We start from the raw sequence: 22,177 nt of genomic DNA on the forward strand, positions 1-22,177 counted from the left end.
CACAACGCTCACCGGATAAAACTGAAAGGAGAGTCAATGAGAAAAACACTGGCGACCGTTGACGCCACTTGAACACTTAAGGTAAAAATCAACTAGCCAACGATGCGTTGATCTGAGGTGTTCAAATAAAACCGGAATGGCTGTTCAAGTAAAACGGAATACGCATCTTGAAGAGTCTGCGAAGAAATTGGGGTATGCCTCCTTTACATGTACTAGCTCAGACCTGATCTGACAGTTACCCAGTTTTTCTGGTGCCAGCGTCAGATTAGATTTGAGCTAAATTCTTCTCAGCCCAAATCTGTTTCCCCATCAATTAATGTTTCCATTGGCGTTCTGCCGCAGCACATTTTGCCCTGATGGGGTCGTTCATTGTTGTAATAATCCAGCCACTCGTCCAGATCTTTCTGCAACATCTCCAGTGAATCATAGAGTTTCTTGCGGAACGTAACCTGATAAAACTCGTTGAGAATGGTTTTGTGGAAGCGTTCACAGATACCGTTCGTCTGTGGATGACGGGCTTTTGTCTTGGTGTGGTCGATATCATTTATCGCGAGATAAAGCTGGTAATCATGCTGTTCGACCTTCCCACAATATTCCGTGCCTCTGTCGGTAAGAATTCTTAGCATCGGCAGCTCCTGTGCCCCGAAGAACGGCAATACGCGATCATTCAATACATCTGCTGATGTGATAGGCGTTTTCGTTGTGTAGAGCTTGGCAAACGCAATTTTGCTGTAGGTATCAACAAACGTCTGCTGGTAAATCCGACCAACACCTTTCAAATTCCCAACATCAAACGTGTCCTGAGAGCCAAGATAGCCTGGATGATGTGTTTCAATTTCACCGCAGGCTTCATCATCCTGCTTCTTCTTTTCCAGTGCTGCAACTTGCTCATCGGTTAGTATAATTCCTTCCTTCTCGACCTTCTGTTCAAGCGCAGCCAGACGCTTTTAAAGTTCTCAAGGTTATGACGAAGCCAGATAGAACGCACGCCACTGCCGGACACGAATACGCCTTGCTTGCGAAGTTCATTACTGGTTCTGGCTTGGCCGTGTGCGGGAAAATCGACTGCGTGAACGAGTACAGCTTGCTCGGTCTGCTCATCAACGCGATTCTTTAAGTTAGGTGTTCTTCTGGATTTGCTGATGAGCGAATCAACACCGCCATCTTCAACTAACTCCTGGTAGCGATAAAACGTGTCTCGGGATACGCCCATCACTTTGCAGGCCTTAGAGACGTTGCCGAGTTCTTCGGCCAGATTGAGTAATCCTGCTTTGTGTTTAATGATTGGATTGCTAGTATGCAACATGAGAGTTACCTTTTGGTTTGTTTAATAAAGATTCGACACCTTTATCAAACTGGGTAACTCTCACGCCCTCAGGTCCTGGAAGGACATGACAACTTTAAAGATTTCATGCGTTTCAAGTTTGATCCGGCGCGGCCTTATCAGTATCACATAGATACTTCGCTGCAATTACAGTCTGACTATCTGGTGGATTTGCACGGCAATGTGCTGGTGAATAAAGTCGGCAAGTACGAAAACCTGCAAGGGGATTTCGATAACATCTGTGAGCATATTGGCCTGAAAAAAATCACGCTGCCCCATAAGCGTAAAGCGGATGACAGAAAACGCTACCGCGCTTATTACGACGATGACCTGGCGGAAAAGGTGGCTAACCATTTCGCCCGGGATATTCAGATGCTGGGGTATGAGTTTTAACCGGGCAAAACGCCCGGGAGGATCAGTAAAGCTTGCTGCCCCAGCTCAGTTTATTCCGCAGAACATTGAAATAGCTGTAGCCTTTAGGGTGCACAAGGCGCAGGGTATCCTGGCTTTTATGCACGCGGATCTCATCCCCGGGCAGAACTGGCAATACAATATGACTGTCGCAGCTCACCTGCAGGCTGTCGCTGTTTACTTTTGACACCCGCATTGAAATTGTGCTTTTTGAGTCCACCACGATCGGACGGCTGCTGAGGGTGTGGGGGAACATGGGCACCAGGGTTAATGCATCCAGGTGGGGTACAATGATAGGGCCGCCGGCGGATAAAGAATAAGCCGTAGAGCCGGTAGGTGTGGCAACAATTAACCCGTCTGAGCGCTGACTGAACACAAACTGGCCGTCGATATAAATCTCAAACTCCATCATGTGAGCCACTTTACCGTGGTGCAATACTACTTCGTTCATCGCGGCATTATTGCTCTTCAGTTTTTCGTGGCGATACACACACACTTCCAGCAGGAAGCGCTCTTCAACCACGGTTTCACCGGAAAAAATAATATCCAGTTGCTCTTCAATCTGGTCCGGGTGGATATCGGTTAAAAAACCCAGGTTTCCACGGTTTACGCCGACAACATGAATATCAAAACGGGAGAGTACCCGTGCTGCGCCCAGCATACTGCCGTCGCCACCTATAACCACGGCAAGATCGGCTTCTTTTCCGATGGTGACTAAATTAGCGGCAGGGTATTTGTCATTATCCATCTCATCAATGATGGATTCTTCGATGAGTACGCGGCAACCACGTTTATCGAGCCAGGTCGCTATTTGTTTGAGACTGTCCTGAGTGCCGGTATGGTCAGGTTTACCAATCAGGCCAACGGTTTGATAAGTCATAATCTGGCTAATGCCCGCATGCTGCTACATTTTTTCGGACATTAGCACAGAGTTTGATAAAAAAGAAAGGGTTAGCGCGCCACCCAGCCGCCATCAAGTACCATGGTCTGACCGGTGATATTGCGGGCGCCGTCGCTGATGAGAAATTTCGCCGTTGCGCCAAGTTCGTCCATGGAAATAAATGCTTTCTTAGGCATGGGCTTGAGCATAATTTCATTTACCACTTCTTCTTCGCTGATCCCGTTTTCCTTAGCCTGGGCAGCAATTTGCTTGTCTACCAGCGGGGTTTTTACATAAGAAGGGCAAATGGTATTAATGGTGACATTGCAGTCGCCGGTTTCAAGCGCAATAGTTTTCGCGAAGCCAAGTAAACCGTGCTTTGCTGAGACATAAGCCGATTTAAAAGGAGAGGCAACCAGCGAGTGTATTGAGCCCACATTAATAATGCGGCCAAAATCATCAGCACGCATACCGGGTAAAAATGTCTGGGTAAGCAGGGCAGGGCCAACCAGCATAATATTGATAAGCTGTTGCCATTTTTCGGCCGGAAAATCCTCGATTTTAGACACATGCTGGATGCCGGCGTTGTTGATAAGCACATCTACCTTCGCGTCTCCCAGTTTACCGGGAAGTGCTGCGACCTGCTCAGCATCGCATACGTTAACTTCAACGGCCTGCGCGCTGAAGCCGGCGTCCTTTAATTGCTGAGCAGCAGACTCAGCGGCATCAAGATTAATATCTGCAATGATTAAATGATGCCCGTCATTTGCCAGTGATTCAGCAATGCCATACCCGATGCCACTGGCACCGCCAGTGATAAAAATATTCAAAGCCATGATAAAACCTTAATTTGATGATAATCCAAGAACGATATCGCGGACGGCATTAATCTGCTCTCCGCTGCGTGTGGCGTAATCTTCTCCGGTGTAACCCCACCAGTCCCAGCAGCCCTGAGGATTTAGAGGCATGAAAAGCGATTTGCGGGTTTGCGGGTACACCACCACCATATTGTTACTGTCGGCCCAGTTATTCAAGCCGGTTTGCTCTACGTAAGCTTTGCCCACTGCTTCTGCGTACTGATTACAACCATGAAAACTGACATGCACCCGGCATTGTTCACCTTCACGGCAACTGGCAGGAATATAAGCATAGCCTGTTTCTGCCATGGTAGACGCATTATCGCCAGCGAGTGTCTGCTGACTGAAACTCACTACCTCACCACTCAGCTTGTCGCTGGCGGGTTGTAAACCGTCCAGCAGAAAGTTGAGCATTTCTCCTGCAGCATCATAGTCACAGCGGCCGATATAGGGTGAGTCAGACGACATGCACCGTCCGCCGTTGTTCTTTGTAGGGAATAAATGGGCAACCGGTTTATTGTTAACGTAAGTAATTTGTTCAGCCGGCATCAAAGCCGCATACTGGGCGTTCAGTGCGTCACTGACGGCGCTGTTCACCCGCACGTCGCGGGTGCCGTGAAATAACCAGACCTTATCGTTTTGCAGTGCTGACAGTGGCGCCAGTTTTCCTTCCTGCGCCAGCGTTTTTACTTTTCCGGTGAGTGCATTCACATCAATGGCTGGTTCAGTTTTATCAACACACTGACTCAGCGCTGTGCTGATATCACCTTTTGCGCAGTAATAAGGGCCTGCCGCCAGAATGCCCGCTCCGTCAATCCAGTCGCTGTAAGCCAGATGAAACTGATTGGCCATGTAACCGCCGGAAGACAAGCCTGACACTGTGATGTGAGCAGTATCGAGGTTAAGCGCCGGCACCTGTGCCATTGCGCCGGCGCTAAATAATGCTGAGAGCAGGGCGGCGGTGGCGTTGTTTTTCAATCCGTGCATAAATCGTGTTTCCGTTATGAATCGTGAATGTTTGAATGAGGAACCGGGTGCATCATTCAGTTTCGTCGTTTAAAAACCGGCGCAGCAGTTGTGCTTTTTGTTTGATGTCAGCCACTCCTTCAAGATGCCCCAGTGCGCCTTTCAGGTAACTGAGTTGCGTATTCTTGCCTTGTGATTTCAAAATACCATGGGGTGCTTCCGCCATGTATGGCATCAGCAGAAGATCGGTTTCAGCGGGCAAATAAAGCGTTTTCGCCTTAACGTTCTTCAGCCCCTCTTGCAAGGAGCCCCGGTGGCCGGCAACGAACAATTGATTTGCGCGTACCAGGTAAAGCAGGTGGTTGGCATCCATTAAATCAGCACGGTCTTCTGCCCTGCTTCTGAGCCAGTTAATGATTGAATGGGTGGCATGAATATCCTCAAGCGGGCCTTTTTCCTGTGGTGTATAGCCCAGCGCTTTGCCTTGCTGATTGAAAAAATCCGGATGCAGCGCCTGCAGAGTAATGCTCATGAGTGCTGCGACCAGACCGTCTTTTGGCGGATTATCACGGGTATAATCACCGTTATTCCAGTGTTTATCCAGCCGGATTGGCGTGGCCCACTGTTCCAGCGCGGCGGTGGTCCAGGCGTCAGCCTGAGCCGCAGGGATCACGGCAATCATTCGGGGCACCCAGTCCGGATAAGTCGCGGCCCATTCCTGTGCCTGCATGGAGCCCATAGAGGGACCGGCAACGGCATGCAGCGATGAAATGCCAAGGCTTTCCAGTACGAGTTTTTGTACGTTCACAAAGTCGCGGATGGTCACCACCGGAAACGACAAACCATAAGGCTTACCGGTTTGGGGATTGATGGTGGCCGGGCCTGTGGTTACCACATTCGGGTCGTAAGCGGACAGGTTTACCAGAGAATCCACACTGATCACAAAGAACTTATTGGTGTCTATGGCCTTGCCGGGGCCGATAATGGCATCCCAGTATCCGGGTTCCGCATCATCTCCGTGATACCGGCCGGCGGCGTGTGAGTTTCCCGAAAAATAATGCGTGATAAGTATGACGTTATCTTTGGCGTCGTTGAGTTTGCCGTAACTTTCCCAGCCAACTTTCACTTCAGGAATAATTTCTCCGCCGTAAGTTTCAAACTGAGTAGTGGTGAAAACCTGCTTTTCTGTCATCAACATGGCTGTACCTGACTGGTTGGGCGGTGTGGCGGCACAGGCCGGTTGGACGGCTACCGCGCATAAGACAATTAACCTTACCAGTATGCTACGAAAATTAGTCATAAATGTAGTCATCATTTTCCTTAAAACAGACTGAACAGCGTAATGGCAATAGCTAAGCCAATAACCGGCACTACCACTGTCAGTGCGGCCATGGCACCGTATGCGGCTTTGTGGGTTTCGCGACAAATAGCACGGATGGTGGTAACAACGTAACCATTATGCGGCAATGAATCCAGCGCGCCGGATGAAATAGACACGATGCGATGCAATTGTTCGGGCTGCACGCCCTGGTCAATATAATGCGGTGCAACCAGCGGTAAAACAATGGCCTGGCCGCCGGACGCTGAGCCGGTGAGTCCGGCGATGACACTGACCGCAATCGCTGCGCCAATCAGTTCATTGCCGGGAATATGCGTCATAATTTCAACGGTTTGCTGAAAAGCCTCTGTGTGTTTGGCGATGGCACCGAAACCCACCACGGCGGCGGTGTTGCCAATGGCGACCAGAGCACCGGTTGTGCCATCGTTAATGGCGGCGGATAAATTATGAAAGTAGCGGAAATTGATGATCATCAGCGTCAGTACGCCGCCTGCCAGTGCAACGATTAATGCCAGTTGCGCCATGCTGTCATGGAGTAAAAAGGATAATGCCAGTACGACAAACAGGGGCAGTATGCCGGTCAGCGGACTGGGGTAATCTCTGGCTTCAATTTCAGGATCGCCGGTGCGGCTTTCAAACTTTTCGCCGTTAGCGATGGCGCGGCTAATCATGCGCTTCAGCCACCAGTAACCGAATGTGGCCATAAAAACAGCAACCAGCAAGCTGACTTCCCATGCTGCAAAGGGAGATGTTCCCAGATATTTTATCGGGATCCAGTTCTGGATTTCAGGTGAGCCTGCTGATGTCATGGTGAAGGTGACAGAGCCGAACGCCAGTGTAGCTGGGATAAAACGGCGGGGCAGATTGGCGTCTTTAAACAGGCTGAGCGCCATGGGGTAAACCGAGAATGCCACGACAAACAGACTTACACCACCGTAGGTTAAAATGGCGCAGGCAAGCACCACAGCCAGCACGGCGTGTTTAAAACCCAGCTTATCGACTATCCAGCGGGCCACGGAGTCTGCCGCACCGGTATCTTCCATAAATTTACCGAAAATAGCCCCCAGCAAAAACATAAAAAACCAGGCCGCAATGAAGCCGGAAAAGCCACCCATGTACAAGGTGACAAAATTCTCTTCGCCCTGAAAAAGAGGAATACCGCTGGTAAGCGCAACAATAACGGCGCAAAGCGGAGCAGCAATAAATAAATTCATGCCGCGGATGGTAAGCACAATAAGGAGGGCAAGCCCGCCTGTAAGGCCAATCATACTGATCATATCGGGTTCCTTAATAACAATCTGTGACCGCAGACGCTTCAGGAACTGAAAAAGATTGTGTCGTTAAATCAGTAAGATGCCCATAGTACGATGGTACTACTTACTGCTACAAAAAATTAACATAGAGTTTACCTCAGACCGCAGCTTCAGTGCCGAATAGTTGAAACAGATAACAAAAGGGACACATCATGATAAACGCACAGAAACCCGTTAACCGCTTTACCCGCACGCTAAGTGCAGTGGCGGTCACTGCCGCATGCTTAAGCAGTCAGACTGCTTTTGCGCAGCAAAACAACGATGAAAGCAGAGGCAAATTAGAGCGCATTGAGGTGACGGCCCGTAAAACGGTAGAGTCATTACAGGAAACGCCTGTTGCTATCACTTCAATCGGTGCAACTGAATTAACGGAAAAGGGCATCAGCGTGCTGACGGAAATTCAGCAGTTCTCACCGAATACCACCATGCAAACCAGCCGCGGTACCAACTCTACCTTAACAGCATTTATCCGCGGGCTGGGTCAGCAGGATCCGCTTTGGGGTTATGAGCCCGGTGTTGGGATTTACATTGATGATGTGTATATGGCACGGCCACAGGGCGCGGTGCTGGATTTACTTGATGTACAGCGAATTGAAGTGCTGCGGGGGCCGCAGGGCACATTGTACGGTAAGAACACCATTGGTGGTGCGGTGAAATATGTTACGAAAGAAATGACCGGTGAACCTCAGTTTAACGCTGAGGTGACACTGGGCAATTACAGCCGCCGTGACATGAAATTAACCGGTCAGATGCCGCTGATTGAAGACAAAGTTTACCTGGGTGTGGGTTATGCAAACCTGAACCGCGATGGTTACGGTGAGTTCCTGATCTCTGCACTGGATGGTCAGGATACAGAAAACTACAACAAAGATCTGTGAGCTGCCAGACTGACCCTGGAAATTCATCCGTCTGATAACCTGTTCCTACGGTTCGGCTGGGATAAAACCGAAGATGATTCAAATGCTAAAGGGGGTTACCGGTTACTGCCAAGCTTACGTACCGACGCACCGCAACCGGATTCTGTTTTCGACTCTTACACCAGCATGCCTACAGACAACTATGTTGAACTGGAAGGCTTCAGCTGGCTCGCCAGATACAATGTGAATGAAAATCTGGAGCTGAAATATATCGGCTCCCACCGCGAAAGTTTTTCTGATACCAATATCGATTTTGATAATACTCAGCTGGATATTTTTGACGTACCGGCCATTTACGATGACTCTAACGATACTCACGAAATTCAGGCGAACTATACCGGCAGTGCGTTCAGCCTTGTAAGCGGCCTGTATTATTATGACGGTGAATCCTGCGGCGTATTTGATGCGGTACTTGGTGTGCTGGGGCGGGACTACGCGGCGCTTGGCATCTTCCCTGAAGGTACGCCGGGTTTCACCCGTGAAGTGTCCGGTTGTAACAACAGTGAAAGCTGGGCGGCGTATACCCAGTTAAATTACGATATTACCGATAAACTCTCTCTGTCTCTGGGGGCCCGTTATACCGACGAAGAAAAACAGGCAACGGTAAATAACGGCACGGTATTGTTTAATCTGTATCCTGAATCCGGCTGGATTGACGGTTATGTCCGTCCTGACGGTCTGACTATGCCGCAGGTGCTGGGCAGCGATTCCGACGGCGACGGCGTGCTTGATGCGCCGGCAACAGAAAGCTGGTCACGTTTTACGCCGCGGGTAGGGGTAGAATATCAGTACACCAGGGACACCATGTTCTTCGCCAGTTATTCTCAGGGCTTTAAGTCCGGTACGTTTAACCCCCGCGCGACAATCAATGAACCCGGTGTATCACCGGAAGTAGTGGACTCGTTTGAACTGGGCGTGAAAAGTGATGTAACCAGTCAGTTCCGCGTCAATGCCACGGCGTTCAGCTACAACCATAAAGATCGTCAGTATATTGGTATTGAAGGTAACTCCGATGATCCCACAGCATTGCTTCAGCGTCTGAGAAACGCCGCTGAAACTGCCGCCTCGGGTATTGAGTTGGAGATGACTTACGTGGTGAATGAGGCACTGAAGTTTGATCTGGCCTACGGTTTTATCGATTTTGAAATTAAAGAAAATAACGCTACGCCGCCGCTAATCGGACTGGCAAGCACACCGGAAAACACTCTGAATTTTGGAGCAAACTATTTATTGCAAACCAGCATGGGTGATTTCATTTTCAACGCAAACTATTACTACCGTGACGACTATCTGCTGTTTGAGACCAGCGACCTTATTGAGCAGGACGCGTACGGCATGGTCAACCTTGGCGTAAGCTGGGAAAGCATGGAAGGCAACTGGTACGGTGGTCTGCATGTGAAAAACCTGACTGACGAAGAATACCTGGTTGGCGGTTATGACTTTGTCACCCGTAATGAGGATGGCAGTTACGGTCCCGGTCTGGGTAACGACACCACGCTGATTGGCTATTATGGCGATCCGCGCACAGTACAACTTACTGTAGGCTACCGGTTCTGACTCTGATTGTGTGTAAACTCTGAAAGGCGGCAAGGGCCGCCTTTTTGTGTTTGATGACTTGAACCCGGAGGCAGACTTCGTCAAAGTAATTCATGAATATGACTCAAACGGATTTACCCATGCAGGCCAATGTACTGATAGCTGATGATCACCCGTTATTCCGTGCCGCCATGCGTCAGGCGCTGGCCGGCATCACCGGTGAGTCAGTGGTTGAGGCCTCAACATTCAGTGAAGCCAAAGACGCCCTCATTCAGGATGACAGTATTGAACTGGTGTTCCTGGACATTCACATGCCAGGCAACGACGGACTCACAGGGTTGAGTGAACTTCGCACCACATTTCCTGATGTGCTGGTGGTAATGGTGTCAGCGGAGGACAAACCGGATCTTATTCGTAAAGCCATCGATCTGGGAGCCAGCGGTTATATTCCCAAATCAACGCCATTACCGTTGATTGCCGGTGCCGTCAGTCAGGTGCTGGATGGTGGTCAATGGTTGCCGGACGGGCTGGAGGCTGAATTAGCTTCTCATGAAGACGCCGCTCAGGCAGAATTTGCAGAGCGGCTGGCTCAGCTCACACCGCATCAGTTTACTGTGCTTAAAATGATGGCAGATGGTTTGCTGAACAAACAGATTGCCTGGGAATTGTCCATTTCCGAATCCACAGTGAAACAACATGCTTCGGCGGTGTTACGTAAACTCAATGTGATAAACCGTACCCGTGCCGGCGTGCTTTTCCGTCAACTCACCGGCGCGGAGTAGTGTCAGTACATCAGGTAATTGTGACTATAAAGCGCGCAGTCAGGCTGACTGTGGTTTACCCGTCTGTGATGATAAGCTTCTTCAGCATGCGCTTTAACGCAGCGGGTTTTACCGGCTTAGGTAAATAGCGCAAACCCGCTGCAGCCGCTTCGTCTCTCACTCCGTCTTCCCGGTTTGCTGTATTGAGAATACCGGGTACATTTTTTTGCCAGAAGTCTTTTAACGCAACGGCCGATGTTGTGCCTTTTTCGCCGTAATCCAGGTGAAAATCAACCAGCATCACATCAGGCGCCTGAGGGCATAAGGCTCTGGCCTGGTGCAATGACTGACTGCCGGTGACCGTCGCGCCCCAACCGGTGAGCAAGGTTTTCATCGCAGTCATGATCTGATCATCGTTTTCCAGCACTAAAATGTGTTTTTCAGCCAGCCAGTTTGCCGTATTTGTCATGTTTGGATTGATATCTGCTGCAAGCACATTACTACTTTTCTGCAGTGCCCTTACGCCACGGGGCAATGTCACTGTAAATACCGTTCCTTTACCCATTTCCGATTCCAGCGCAACAGGATGACCGAGAAGCTGGCTGATCCTTTCAACGATGGTCAGCCCCAGGCCCAGCCCCTGATTACCGGGTAAATGTTCCAGTTGATGAAATTCATTAAAAATCGCTTTTTGCTGACCCGCAGGGATCCCGGTTCCGGTGTCGTACACCCTGATTTGAATCCGGTTGTCTGACCGTCGCCGGACGCCAATCAGCACTTTGCCTTCCGGGGTGTAACGGATCGCGTTTGAAATCAGATTCTGGATAATACGCCGGAGCAGTTTTTTGTCTGAACGCACAACCAGCGCAGAGGGAATATAACGGAGTGACAGCGCTTTTTGTTCTGCAATAACCTTAAACTCATCCACCAACGGTGACAGCATGTCGTAGAGGGCAAATTCGGTGACTTGCGGGACTAGTACTCCGGACTCAAGTTTGGTCATATCCAGCAAAGTAGAGAGCAATGATTCGGCACTGTTCAGTGATGTCACCAGTCCCTGTGACAGACTTGCCAGTCCGGTGCCTTCGGTTTTCTGCGACAACATGCCGGCAAACAGGGTAGCGGCGTTGAAAGGTTGCATCAGATCGTGACCTGCAGCAGCCAGAAAGCGGGTTTTACTTTCGCTCGCCCGGTCGGCTTCCTGCTTCGCCTGTTCAAGCTGAGCCGTACGTTGTGCTACGCGAACCTCAAGATCTTCTTTTGCTGCCCGCAGTTCATCCTGAATGCGTATATAGGCCGTAATGTCGCTGTAGGTAGTCACGTAACCACCGTGGGGCAACGGGCTGCCGTTAAGCTCTATTACCCGACCGTCGGGTTGCTTGCGGATATACTGGTAACTGCTGCCGTTTTCCATGTAAGTAACACGTTTGCTTATTTCCGTTTCGACATCCGGAAGATTGCCCAGCAGGCCGCGCTCAGCGTTGTACTGCAATAAGGACTGGATCGGCATACCGGCCTTCAGGAATCCCGGTGGATAGCCAAACAACTCTGTATAGCGGTCGTTCCAGGCCAGCAGGGAAAGATCCTGATCCAGTACGCTTATCCCTTGCTGTATATTTTGTACCGAAGACTGCAATATGTCGTGATTAAACTGGAATGACTGGGAAGCTTCTTCTACCCATTCTACGATGTCACTGAGTTCGCCGCCGCGCTTTTGCGCAATGGCTGAAAGCAGAATACGGGCACCCGGTGTGCCCATCTGAGCAGCCAGTAATTTTTCTACCCGTGACAACAGGCCAGCACTGGCAAACCCTTCTGCATATGCAGAAGAATGGGACAACTGACTTTTAAGCGTGCGGTGCACCGATGGCTCCAGTACCCGGCCGGTGAGCAGGAACAGATCTCTTAATCTGATTGCCAGATCAGGGTGACTGTCGCTGACGATATCGCCTGTATCCGGTGCCTGAACAGACCTGGCGCTGCCCTGATTAAAAAGCAGAGACAATCCGGCCAGGGTGACCAGGTTAATAAACAGGCTGATGATAAAACTCCGGCCCAGCTCCAGTTCAGTCGGCGGACTTTCAAAGTAATAGCTCGACAGAATAGAAGGGTAGAGTAGCCAGGCGCACCAGCAACAAAAGCCGGTGAAAATGGCAATGATGACTGCCGTCTTTGAAGTCCTTTTCCAGTACAGACTTAATAACATTGCCGGCAGCAGTTGTCCGAGTAACGCGATAGCAATTACACCACTTTTCACCAGTGGCGCAGACTGACTGACGTTCACGTGATACCAGTACGCCACTGACAGCACAACCAGCACGGTTAAGCGTCGTACTGTCAGCAGAGTCGACGGCGTCATGGTGTTATGTGGATCGTCTTTAAGGCGGATTTTCAGCCATAAAGGCGTGATAAGGTTGTTAGAAATCATGATGCCAAGGGCAAGGGTTGCCACGATAATCATACTGGTGGTGGCTGACAGACCACCTATCAGCGCGGCCAGCGCCACACCGGCATTGCCGGCCTGTAATGGCAATGCCAGTACATAGGCATCTGTTTTTACCACTGAGGTATCCAGTAACACGTGTCCGGCCAGTGCAACCGGCAGAATAAATGTCGTCATGCCAAGCAGGTAGAGAGGAAACAGCCAGCGGGCGGTGCGCATTTCTCCTTCACCGTTACACTCAACAAAATTCATGTGAAATTGTCTGGGTAAGACAAAGAGTGAGCAAACACCCAGCAGGACGTGGCTGGCATACACCAGCGGTGCGCTGTCTGCATACAGCACTTCTCTGGCAACGGGGTGACTGGCGGCCTGAGCGATTAAGTCAAAAGGCCCGCTGAACAGGCCATAGCAGACAAAAATACCGACGATGGAAAGTCCCACCAGTTTCACCACCGATTCTACGGCGATGGTCAGCACCAGCCCCGGATGTTTATCGGTAAGGTTTAATGTACGTGTACCGAACAAAATGGCAAACAGAGCCATGAGTCCGGCGACATACAAGCCAACCGTGTTGGTTCCCTGTTCCGCATCATAAGCAATCAGGCGGATGCTGGCCGAAATGGCATCAAGTTGAAGTGCAATGTACGGGATAACGCCGGTAAAACACAATACGGTGACTGAGGCAGCCAGAAAATGTGAATGCCTGAAGCGCAGGGCGAAGAAGTCTGCCAGTGAGGTCACGTTATTTTTCTGGCAATAACGGGAAATTTTTATCAGTACCGGGAAAAGAAAAGCCATACCGGCAATGATCCCGGCATACGTCGGTACCAGTGCCCAGCCAAATTGTGACGCCTGGGTGGTTGTGCCGAAAAATGCCCATGAAGTGCAGTGAATGCCTAACCCTAAACTGTACAGCACCGGATGCTGCTGATTGTCGCGCAAACGCTTGTCTCCCCAGAAGGCAACAAGAAACAAAAACGTGAGATAAATCACGGTAATAACGCCGACAGTCCAGATACTAAACATGACCAGAAAGAGATGAAAACAATTCGTTAACAAACTCTACAGCAAACCTGTTGGCAAGCAAATCACAAAAAAATCGCGGTTTAGCCACAAATTTTTCATGGATACCCTTGAAGGGTGGGTAAGTAACCCCATTAATAGCCCCACTGAACGCATTCACGCAGCCTGTGGCACGGACTTTCCTGTGCAGGCCGCTAAGCAAAAATTCACCGCAGATGAGTATTGTTGGGAGGATAGCATGAGCGAAGATCGCGACGTGCAGGATCAAAAACAGCCTGAAGACGCAGAAGTGATTCAGGGTGAAGTAGTTAACGAAGACGCTGCAGAGGCGCAACCGGTTTCTGAGCACGAGCAAAAAGTTTACGAACTGGAAACAGCTTTATCTGACGCTCAGGCGCAGATTAAAGAACAACAGGACAGCGTATTACGTGCCCGTGCTGATATGGAAAATGCCCGCCGTCGTGCTGAAGCAGAAGTGGAAAAAGCCCGTAAATTTGCGTTAGAGCGGTTTGCCGGTGAACTGCTTCCGGTAATCGATAATCTGGAACGTGCTATCCAGGCCGGTGACGGTGAAAACGATGCGGTTAAGCCGTTGCTTGAAGGCGTGGATATGACGCTGAAATCTTTCGTCAGCACAATTGAAAAATTCGGTTTAACACCTATTGATCCACAAGGTGAAGGTTTTAACCCGGAACTGCATCAGGCGATGTCTATGCAGGAAAGTGCAGATCATGCGCCGAACACCGTAATGGCCGTGATGCAGAAAGGGTATCAAATTAACGGTCGCCTGCTTCGTCCTGCCATGGTGATGGTGTCCCGTGCACCTGAAGGTGGCGTTGATACGCAGGCTTAACCGGGGCGGAAGCCAAAAACGACAGATTTTTTCTGGCGACTATTGAAATGGTGCGGGAATAACCCCACTAATAATGCAGAAATTAAAGATTCTTATTTTGGAGACACGTAATGGGTAAAATCATTGGTATCGACTTAGGTACAACGAATTCATGTGTCGCAGTTCTAGACGGCGACAAACCTCGCGTAATTGAAAACGCCGAAGGCGATCGCACAACCCCCTCAATCATCGCCTACACAAACGATGGTGAGACGCTGGTAGGTCAGTCTGCGAAGCGTCAGGCAGTAACCAACCCGACTAACACTTTATTCGCTATTAAGCGTCTGATCGGTCGCCGCTTCGAAGATAAAGAAGTACAGCGCGATATCGACATCATGCCTTACAAAATTGTTAAAGCTGACAATGGTGATGCATGGGTTGAGAGCAAAGGCGAAAAAATGGCGCCTCCTCAGATTTCAGCTGAAGTGTTGAAGAAAATGAAGAAGACTGCTGAAGACTTCCTGGGTGAAGAAGTGACTGGTGCTGTTATCACTGTACCTGCATACTTCAACGACTCTCAGCGTCAGGCGACTAAAGACGCCGGCCGTATCGCTGGTCTGGAAGTAAAACGTATTATCAACGAGCCGACTGCTGCTGCCCTTGCTTACGGCATGGACAAGAAGAAAGGCGATAACGTTGTTGCGGTTTACGACTTAGGTGGTGGTACGTTCGATATCTCTATCATCGAAATCGATGAAGTTGACGGCGAGCACACCTTCGAAGTTCTGGCAACTAACGGTGATACTCACCTAGGTGGTGAAGACTTCGATAACCGTGTAATTACTTACCTGGTAGACGAATTCAAGAAAGATCAGGGCATTGACCTGCGTAAAGATCCGCTGGCCATGCAACGTCTGAAAGAAGCCGGTGAAAAAGCGAAAATTGAACTGTCTTCTTCACAGCAAACAGAAGTTAACCTGCCGTACATCACTGCTGATGCGACAGGTCCCAAGCACTTAGCGATCAAACTGACCCGTGCGAAACTGGAATCTCTGGTTGAAGACATGGTGAAAGATTCTCTGAATCCTGTTAAGCAGGCGCTGGCTGATGCTGACCTGTCAGTATCTGATATCCACGATATCATTCTGGTCGGTGGTCAGACGCGTATGCCTCTGGTTCAGAAGTACGTAACTGATTTCTTCGGTAAAGAGCCACGTAAAGACGTGAACCCTGACGAAGCAGTTGCTGTTGGTGCGGCAATCCAGGGCGGTGTATTGTCCGGTGACGTGAAAGACGTACTGCTGCTTGACGTAACGCCTTTGTCTCTGGGTATTGAAACTATGGGTGGCGTAATGACGTCACTGATTGAGAAGAACACTACGATTCCTACTAAGAAATCGCAAACCTTCTCAACGGCGGAAGATAACCAGTCTGCGGTAACAGTACACGTACTGCAAGGTGAGCGTAAGCAAGCTGCCGGTAACAAGTCGTTAGGTCAGTTCAACCTTGAAGGTATCCGTCCTGCGTCACGCGGAACACCGCAAATCGAAGTAACTTTCGACCTGGATGCTGACGGTATTCTGCATGTGTCTGCGAAAGACAAAGATACTGGTAAAGAGCAGAAGATCACCATCAAAGCATCTTCTGGTCTGAGCGATGATGAAATCGAAAAAATGGTTGCTGATGCAGAAGCAAACAAAGAGTCTGATGCGAAGTTTGAAGAACTGATCCAGGCCCGCAACCAGGCTGACGGTATGATTCACGCTACCCGTAAGCAGCTTGATGAAGTTGGCGATGCATTAAGTGCCGACGATAAAGCACCAATCGAAGCTGCTATTTCAGCGCTGGAAACCGCCACGAAAGGCGAAGACAAAGCTGAAATCGAAGCGAAAACGCAGGAGCTTATTCAGGCGTCTTCTAAACTGATGGAAGCAGCTCAGGCGCAAGCCGGTGCAGCAGGCGGCGCAGATGCCGGTGCTGAACAGCAAGCTTCCGGTAAGAAAGCGGAAGATGACGTTGTTGACGCTGAATTCGAAGAAGTGAAAGACGACAAAAAATAAGCTGTAGTCAGTGTGTCTCCGGTACTTTGTGTCGGAGTGCTGTACAAGCCGGGCGCAGCAGGAAATTCTTGTTGCGCCTTTGTCGTGTAAAGACCGGCTCAGTGCCGGATGATTTAAAAGTGTGTGGTTTAAGACAACTTGAACCGGGTGCTTGATGTAACGAGTAGGAAAAGTAAGCGATATGTCGAAACGTGACTACTACGAAGTGCTGGGTGTAGATAAAAGTGCTGGCGAACGCGATATTAAGAAAGCGTATAAAAAGCTGGCTATGAAATATCACCCCGATCGCACACAGGGCGATAAAGCACTGGAAGAAAAGTTTAAGGAAATCCAGGAAGCCTATGAGGTTCTGACCGATTCGCAGAAACGCGCTGCGTATGATCAGTACGGTCATGCCGGTGTGGATCCGAATCGTGGTGGTGCAGGCTTCGGCGGTGGCGCAGACTTTGGTGACATCTTCGGTGATGTATTCGGCGATATCTTTGGTGGTGGCCGCGGTGGACGTCAGTCCCGCGCACGTCAGGGAGCTGATTTACGTTACAACCTGGAGTTATCGCTGGAAGAAGCGGTACGAGGGAAGGATGTCGAAATTCGCGTACCTACACTGGTAGAGTGTGATGTTTGTCATGGCTCCGGTGCGAAAAAAGGCACTTCGCCAACTACGTGCCCAACCTGCCATGGTAACGGTCAGGTACAAATGCGTCAGGGGTTCTTTGCTGTCCAGCAAACCTGTCCGACGTGTTCCGGGCGGGGCAAAATTATTTCCGACCCTTGTAATGCCTGTCATGGTCATGGTCGCAAAGAAAAAACAAAAACCTTGTCGGTTAAAATTCCGGCGGGCGTTGATACCGGTGACCGCATCCGCTTAACCGGCGAAGGCGAAGCAGGAGAGAACGGTGCACCGGCAGGTGATCTGTATGTTCAGGTTCATGTGCGCGAGCATGATATCTTCCAGCGTGACGGTAACAACCTGTACTGTGAAGTACCACTGAGCTTCACAACCGCTGCCCTCGGCGGCGAGCTGCAAGTACCGACCCTTGACGGTAAAGTAAAGCTGAAAGTGAGCCCGGAAACCCAAACCGGCCGTATGTTCCGTCTGCGCGGAAAAGGCGTGAAGTCGGTAAGAAGCGGCGTGACCGGCGATCTGATGTGTAAGGTAGTGGTTGAGACCCCGGTTAACCTGTCAGTAAGACAAAAAGAATTGCTGCAGGAACTGGACGACTCTATGGGCGGTGATTCTGCGAAGCACCGACCGAAGGAAAAAGGTTTCTTTGACGGCGTGAAGAAATTCTTCGACGACCTGACTAACTAATTAAATCCAAAGCATTATAAAAGCCCTCGCATGAGGGCTTTTTTGTGTCTTTAAAAGCCGGCAGGATTATTCACATTTCGTATTAGCTTTTGTCTGCTATAGTATTCTGATAAAACTTGATAAATAACAACAGCATTTGGCGGAAAAACTATGCCTGATATAGAGTGGAATAAATCCTGGATTGGCAATTTAAAACAATTTTCACGGGGACAATTGTCAGGTGATAATTATGGTGATCAGTGGGGAAACCCCCATGAGAACAAGCTTCTTATTGAACTTGTAGAAAAACACATAATACCTTTTTTAAATAGTGATACCTGTGTCCTCGAAATCGGCTGCGGTGGTGGCAGGTGGACACAGTTTTTCCTCGATTGCAAAGAGGTCTACTGCGTAGATCTCAATCAGGAAATGCTGGATTACACTAAGGAACGTTTTCCCGGTGCCAGTAATCTTAATTTTATTAAAACAAATGGTTCTGATATTGCGGGGGTGAGAAATGAGTCGGTCGATTTCTTATTTACCTTCGGAACCTTCGTTCATTTGGATTTTGCAATTATCCAATCCTATATGGAGAATATTAAGCCGTTAATGAAAGACGGTGGCTTTTTTTCTATCCAGTTTTCAAATAAAAGTAAACCTATGGCAAAGACTAACCCTGATTTTTCAGAGAACAGTCCCGAAAAAATGAGCGAGTTACTATCCGGACTCGGGTTTATTCCCCAAAATATCGATGACGAGCTTTTGCCGCACTCCACCGTCATATCAGGGCAATTTCGTAAGTGAGGCGGTAGTTCAGGAATGAACAGCATATATAAGGAATGACAGGACAAACTGCCGGTTCAGCAGCAATGTCCGGGGCTATTCCTCATCCGGTGCCTGAGCGCGGATTTCCTGAATCTGCTCAAAATGCTCCAGCATGACATGTGTGATGATAGGGTCGAATTGCTTACCGGCATTTTCAGTCAAATAAGCTTTGACATCTTCTGCGCTCCAGGGCGGCTTGTAGCAGCGTTTTGATAACAGTGCATCGACAACATCAACGATAGCCATGATACGGCCTTCAATAGGAATATCGTCACCGACCAGTCCTTCCGGATAGCCATCACCATCCCAGCGTTCATGGTGAGTTTTGGCAATGATAGCGCCCATCTTCGCGACAATTTTGTCGGAGCCTGCCAGTAATTCGTAGCCTTTCGCAGCGTGGGTTTTCATGATTTTCCATTCATCCGGAGTCAGTTTACCGGGCTTGTGCAGAATGGTTTCCGGAATACTGATTTTACCCACATCATGCAGGGCAGAAGCATAGCGGATGGTTTCAATAAACTCGTCACTCATGAACAGTTTTTCAGCCAAAAACTCTGACATCAGCATGACACGCTTAACATGGCCGCCGGTTTCTTTACTGCGCATTTCTATGGCGTCACTGAGCACCATAATCAGCTCTTTCTGGGTATGCTGAATATCTTCTTTGTGCATCAGGTTCTGGAAAATGACGGACACATTTGAGGCAAACATTTCCAGCGTTTTCAACTGAAACTTATTCAGCGGCTCGCTTAGTTCCACATACAGAATATTATGGCTGTCTTTGCCCGTGGGGTAGTAGCCGATGAACAGCTCTTCAGATTGGAAATGAGATTTCTTCTCCAGTACTTCTTTCACTTTCTCCGCAATTTCATCCGGGATCTCTGCTGAAACGCCTTCTTTACTTAATCCCACCAGATCACCGCTGGCACCGAGCACGGTCATTTTAGTATGGCCATACAAGTCTGTGTGCTGGGCAGATAAATACAGTATAGAGTTATTCAGATTAAGCAGAGTCAGGGTTTGTTTTAACACTGCGGTGCCGAATTGCCCCAACGACTGGCTTTCCAGAATTGAAGATGAAGACTGTAACACGCCTTCGATGCCCCGTTTACCTTCCTCAATAGTCTGGATATCACGGTAGGAGCGGATAGCCGTGTACACACAGGATTTCAGTTTTGAAGAGGTCAGTTCGGTTTTCGACTTGTAATCGTTGATATCATAGCGGCTGATCACTTCTTCTTCCGGTGCCTGACCAGGCTGCCCGGTGCGTAAAACTAAACGTGTCGTACGGTTCTTAAGTATATTGCGAATGGCGTCGATAAGGTTCAGACCAGCTTCATCCGTCTCCATGACCACGTCGACAAAGGCCAGCGCGATGTCAGGCGTATTTTTGAAGAGTTCAAGTCCTTCCTTAGCGCTGTATGCCGACAATAATTCGAGATTGCGGTTCTCAAAGGTAAATTTTTGCAGCGTGAGTTTCGTGACCTTATGCACATCACGTTCGTCGTCAATAATGACTACTTTCCAGGGGGGGAGCTTAGATTTCTTGACTGCAATCTCTGTCTTTTTAAACAACGGCATATACGACTAAAAAAGTTTGCGTTATTTAAAGTTAATTCACAATCTGCGATACCGCAAATGCGAACCGGCAGATAATTTCAAATTATTAAAAAGTCATCCGTAGCCTGAAGGTGGCACATGGTGCCCGAGCGGTAACGTTCATTTTAAATCGTCATCTATGACTCAAGTTCACCGCTCACTGGTCGAATTTTCAGGCGGAATGTGGTGCCTTCGTCCGGTGCTGAGATGAGTTCAACTTCACCCTGAAGCTTTTGAATGACAAGGTTGTATAAAATGTTCAGACCGAGACCGGTGCCGCCCTGATCCCGCGCGGTGGTGTAGAAAGGTTCGAAGACTTTTTTGTGCAGTGAAGCCGGAATACCCTTACCGTTGTCACTGACACTGATGATTACGCCGTCATCCACACCATAGCAGCCCACAGTTATGAGATTGCACCCGTTATTTTTATAGTCATGAAATCCGTGTCGTTGTGCGTTGGAAAGTAAATTAGTAAGTAGCTGGGCAATAATACCCGGACTGGTAATGATGGTAGTGTCAGGGTGAATATCCAGCTTAAGTTGGATGTTGTCTTTTTTAAACATGGGCCGCAGCGGGTTGCATACTCTGGGAATGTAATCATCGAGAGACAAGCGCTCTACGTCCATGGATGTCTGATCGGCAGAGGTACGTTTGAAGTCCTGTACGAGGTCGGCAGCCCGGAAGAGGCTGGATTCAGCCAGATTGAGTCCTTCGTTGCATATATCATTAAAATCTCTGAAGCCTTCTTCCGACAGTTCCCCGGATTCAAAATCCTTATAAATCCCGGCAAGTTCTTCCTTACAGTTACTGACAGAAGTAAGCGCAATGCCAAGTGGTGTATTAATTTCGTGCGCAATGCCGGCCACCAGATTGCCCAGAGCTGCCATTTTTTCTGACTGAACCAGTTTCTCCCGTGCTGATTCCAGAGATCGCAGAGTATCTTCAAGCTCTGCGGTACGATCCTTAACTTTTTGTTCCAGCGTCTGATTAGCTTCAATGAGCTTATTCTCATAATCAGCCCGCTCTTTGGCACTCACTGCGCGGCCGTATAAGTCGGCCAGCGCCGCGCACACACAATTTCATCGGGATCCCACTGTCTCGGGTTTCCGCGATGTTCGCAGCATATTATTCCAATCATATTACCACGGTGACGTATAGGTACATCGAGCATGGCGTTGATATTCAGGGGCGTCAGGTAGCATTCAGCAAATTCGAAGGTAGCAGGATCTGTCATTGCATTATCAGCGGCAATGGTCCGCTCTGAATCCAGTGCTGCAAAATAGTGAGGGAAGTCTGTTCTGCTTAAGATAATCGCTTCCTGATCGAGTGTTTCTCCCCTGTCTATGAGCAATGCACATTCAATATGTGACTGAGTTGTGTCGTAAAGCCAGATCCCCGCACGTTCGATATTCAGGCCCTTACAAACAGAGTGAATAATAAGCTGTGAAGCGACGGCGAGTTCACCCTTATCGATGTCTTCACTTTGGCTGACTTTCAGAAGAATTGACTCAAGTACTTCTTTCATTTTGATATACCGGTGTTAATACAAAGGTGCTTCAGTTGATGGTATATCCATATGAGAAGCCGGCTACATAAACAGAAAAACCGGGGTCCTGAACATCAGCATAGTTAAACCTTAAGAATTTTAAAGGTACTTCACACCGGCGTATTCAGCAAACTGGGCATCTCAGTTCTAGCCTAAAGTTCAATCGCGGCATCACATCCGGTCTACTATCCGAATGAATGTAAATAGCACTAATTATTAGTCAATACGGCTACTTAAGCTGGCCAAAACAATCA

15 protein-coding genes and 2 pseudogenes are annotated in these 22,177 nt (G+C 49.0%); 7 read left to right on the plus strand and 10 right to left on the minus strand.

The annotated features are described in order from the left end of the window. Positions 1-265 precede the first annotated feature (265 nt). Positions 266-1,306: pseudogene (locus tag ACXAG2_RS15955) on the minus strand (IS481 family transposase). Between the two features lie 105 nt (positions 1,307-1,411). Here ACXAG2_RS15955 and ACXAG2_RS15960 point away from each other — a divergent pair. After that, a complete protein-coding gene (locus ACXAG2_RS15960) occupies positions 1,412-1,717 on the plus strand; it encodes a hypothetical protein (protein WP_474868566.1) in 306 nt (101 codons plus the stop codon). 22 nt (positions 1,718-1,739) lie between these two features. On the opposite strand, the gene nadK is transcribed toward ACXAG2_RS15960, so the two are convergent. The 5 genes from nadK to ACXAG2_RS15985 form a co-directional block, all read right to left on the minus strand. Then, complete coding sequence (gene nadK / locus ACXAG2_RS15965; protein WP_119500923.1) at positions 1,740-2,615, minus strand: NAD(+) kinase; 876 nt, start codon at positions 2,613-2,615, stop codon at positions 1,740-1,742. A 71-nt stretch (positions 2,616-2,686) separates the two neighbouring features. After that, on the minus strand, positions 2,687-3,451 hold the full coding sequence (locus ACXAG2_RS15970; protein WP_474868568.1) for a 3-hydroxybutyrate dehydrogenase: 765 nt from the start codon (positions 3,449-3,451) through the stop codon (positions 2,687-2,689). A 9-nt stretch (positions 3,452-3,460) separates the two neighbouring features. Then, the gene (locus ACXAG2_RS15975) at positions 3,461-4,459 is read right to left on the minus strand and encodes an extracellular catalytic domain type 2 short-chain-length polyhydroxyalkanoate depolymerase (protein ID WP_474868570.1); all 999 of its coding nucleotides are present in this window, start codon (positions 4,457-4,459) and stop codon (positions 3,461-3,463) included. Positions 4,460-4,511: 52 nt separating this feature from the next. Next, positions 4,512-5,738 (minus strand): E22 family MetX-like putative esterase, encoded by a 1,227-nt coding sequence (locus tag ACXAG2_RS15980; protein WP_474868572.1) that lies wholly within the window; start codon positions 5,736-5,738, stop codon positions 4,512-4,514. A gap of 20 nt (positions 5,739-5,758) precedes the next feature. Continuing rightward, a complete protein-coding gene (locus tag ACXAG2_RS15985) occupies positions 5,759-7,054 on the minus strand; it encodes a GntP family permease (RefSeq protein ID WP_474845483.1) in 1,296 nt (431 codons plus the stop codon). Positions 7,055-7,242: 188 nt separating this feature from the next. Between ACXAG2_RS15985 and ACXAG2_RS15990 the strand changes: the two are divergent. Together ACXAG2_RS15990 and ACXAG2_RS15995 are read left to right on the plus strand one after the other, a co-directional pair. After that, a pseudogene (locus ACXAG2_RS15990) lies at positions 7,243-9,564 on the plus strand (TonB-dependent receptor). 119 nt (positions 9,565-9,683) lie between these two features. Next, positions 9,684-10,325, plus strand: coding sequence for a response regulator (locus ACXAG2_RS15995; RefSeq protein WP_303574662.1), 642 nt, complete (start codon positions 9,684-9,686; stop codon positions 10,323-10,325). Positions 10,326-10,380: 55 nt separating this feature from the next. Here ACXAG2_RS15995 and ACXAG2_RS16000 read toward each other — a convergent pair whose 3' ends face one another. Next, complete coding sequence (locus ACXAG2_RS16000) at positions 10,381-13,773, minus strand: PAS domain-containing hybrid sensor histidine kinase/response regulator (RefSeq protein ID WP_474868574.1); 3,393 nt, start codon at positions 13,771-13,773, stop codon at positions 10,381-10,383. A gap of 235 nt (positions 13,774-14,008) precedes the next feature. On the opposite strand from ACXAG2_RS16000, the gene grpE reads away from it, so the two are divergent. From grpE to ACXAG2_RS16020, 4 genes are all read left to right on the plus strand, one after another. Beyond that, on the plus strand, positions 14,009-14,623 hold the full coding sequence (gene grpE / locus ACXAG2_RS16005) for a nucleotide exchange factor GrpE (protein ID WP_119503362.1): 615 nt from the start codon (positions 14,009-14,011) through the stop codon (positions 14,621-14,623). Between the two features lie 110 nt (positions 14,624-14,733). Next, positions 14,734-16,662 (plus strand): molecular chaperone DnaK, encoded by a 1,929-nt coding sequence (gene dnaK / locus ACXAG2_RS16010; protein ID WP_474868576.1) that lies wholly within the window; start codon positions 14,734-14,736, stop codon positions 16,660-16,662. Between the two features lie 181 nt (positions 16,663-16,843). Beyond that, positions 16,844-17,974 (plus strand): molecular chaperone DnaJ, encoded by a 1,131-nt coding sequence (gene dnaJ / locus ACXAG2_RS16015; protein WP_474868579.1) that lies wholly within the window; start codon positions 16,844-16,846, stop codon positions 17,972-17,974. A 150-nt stretch (positions 17,975-18,124) separates the two neighbouring features. Beyond that, positions 18,125-18,757 carry a class I SAM-dependent methyltransferase gene (locus tag ACXAG2_RS16020; protein ID WP_474868582.1) on the plus strand — a complete coding sequence of 211 codons (633 nt, stop codon included), beginning with the start codon at positions 18,125-18,127 and terminating at the stop codon, positions 18,755-18,757. 75 nt (positions 18,758-18,832) lie between these two features. On the opposite strand, the gene ACXAG2_RS16025 is transcribed toward ACXAG2_RS16020, so the two are convergent. The 3 genes from ACXAG2_RS16025 to ACXAG2_RS16035 form a co-directional block, all read right to left on the minus strand. Next, positions 18,833-20,359 carry a DUF3369 domain-containing protein gene (locus ACXAG2_RS16025; protein ID WP_474868584.1) on the minus strand — a complete coding sequence of 509 codons (1,527 nt, stop codon included), beginning with the start codon at positions 20,357-20,359 and terminating at the stop codon, positions 18,833-18,835. Between the two features lie 155 nt (positions 20,360-20,514). After that, the gene (locus ACXAG2_RS16030; protein ID WP_474868587.1) at positions 20,515-21,450 is read right to left on the minus strand and encodes a sensor histidine kinase; all 936 of its coding nucleotides are present in this window, start codon (positions 21,448-21,450) and stop codon (positions 20,515-20,517) included. Next, positions 21,411-21,902, minus strand: coding sequence for a GAF domain-containing protein (locus tag ACXAG2_RS16035; protein ID WP_474868590.1), 492 nt, complete (start codon positions 21,900-21,902; stop codon positions 21,411-21,413). Before ACXAG2_RS16035 ends, ACXAG2_RS16030 begins: the two co-directional genes overlap by 40 nt. Positions 21,903-22,177: the final 275 nt, after the last annotated feature.

The sequence above is a fragment of the Alteromonas sp. ABH4_456 genome, from assembly GCF_056160645.1.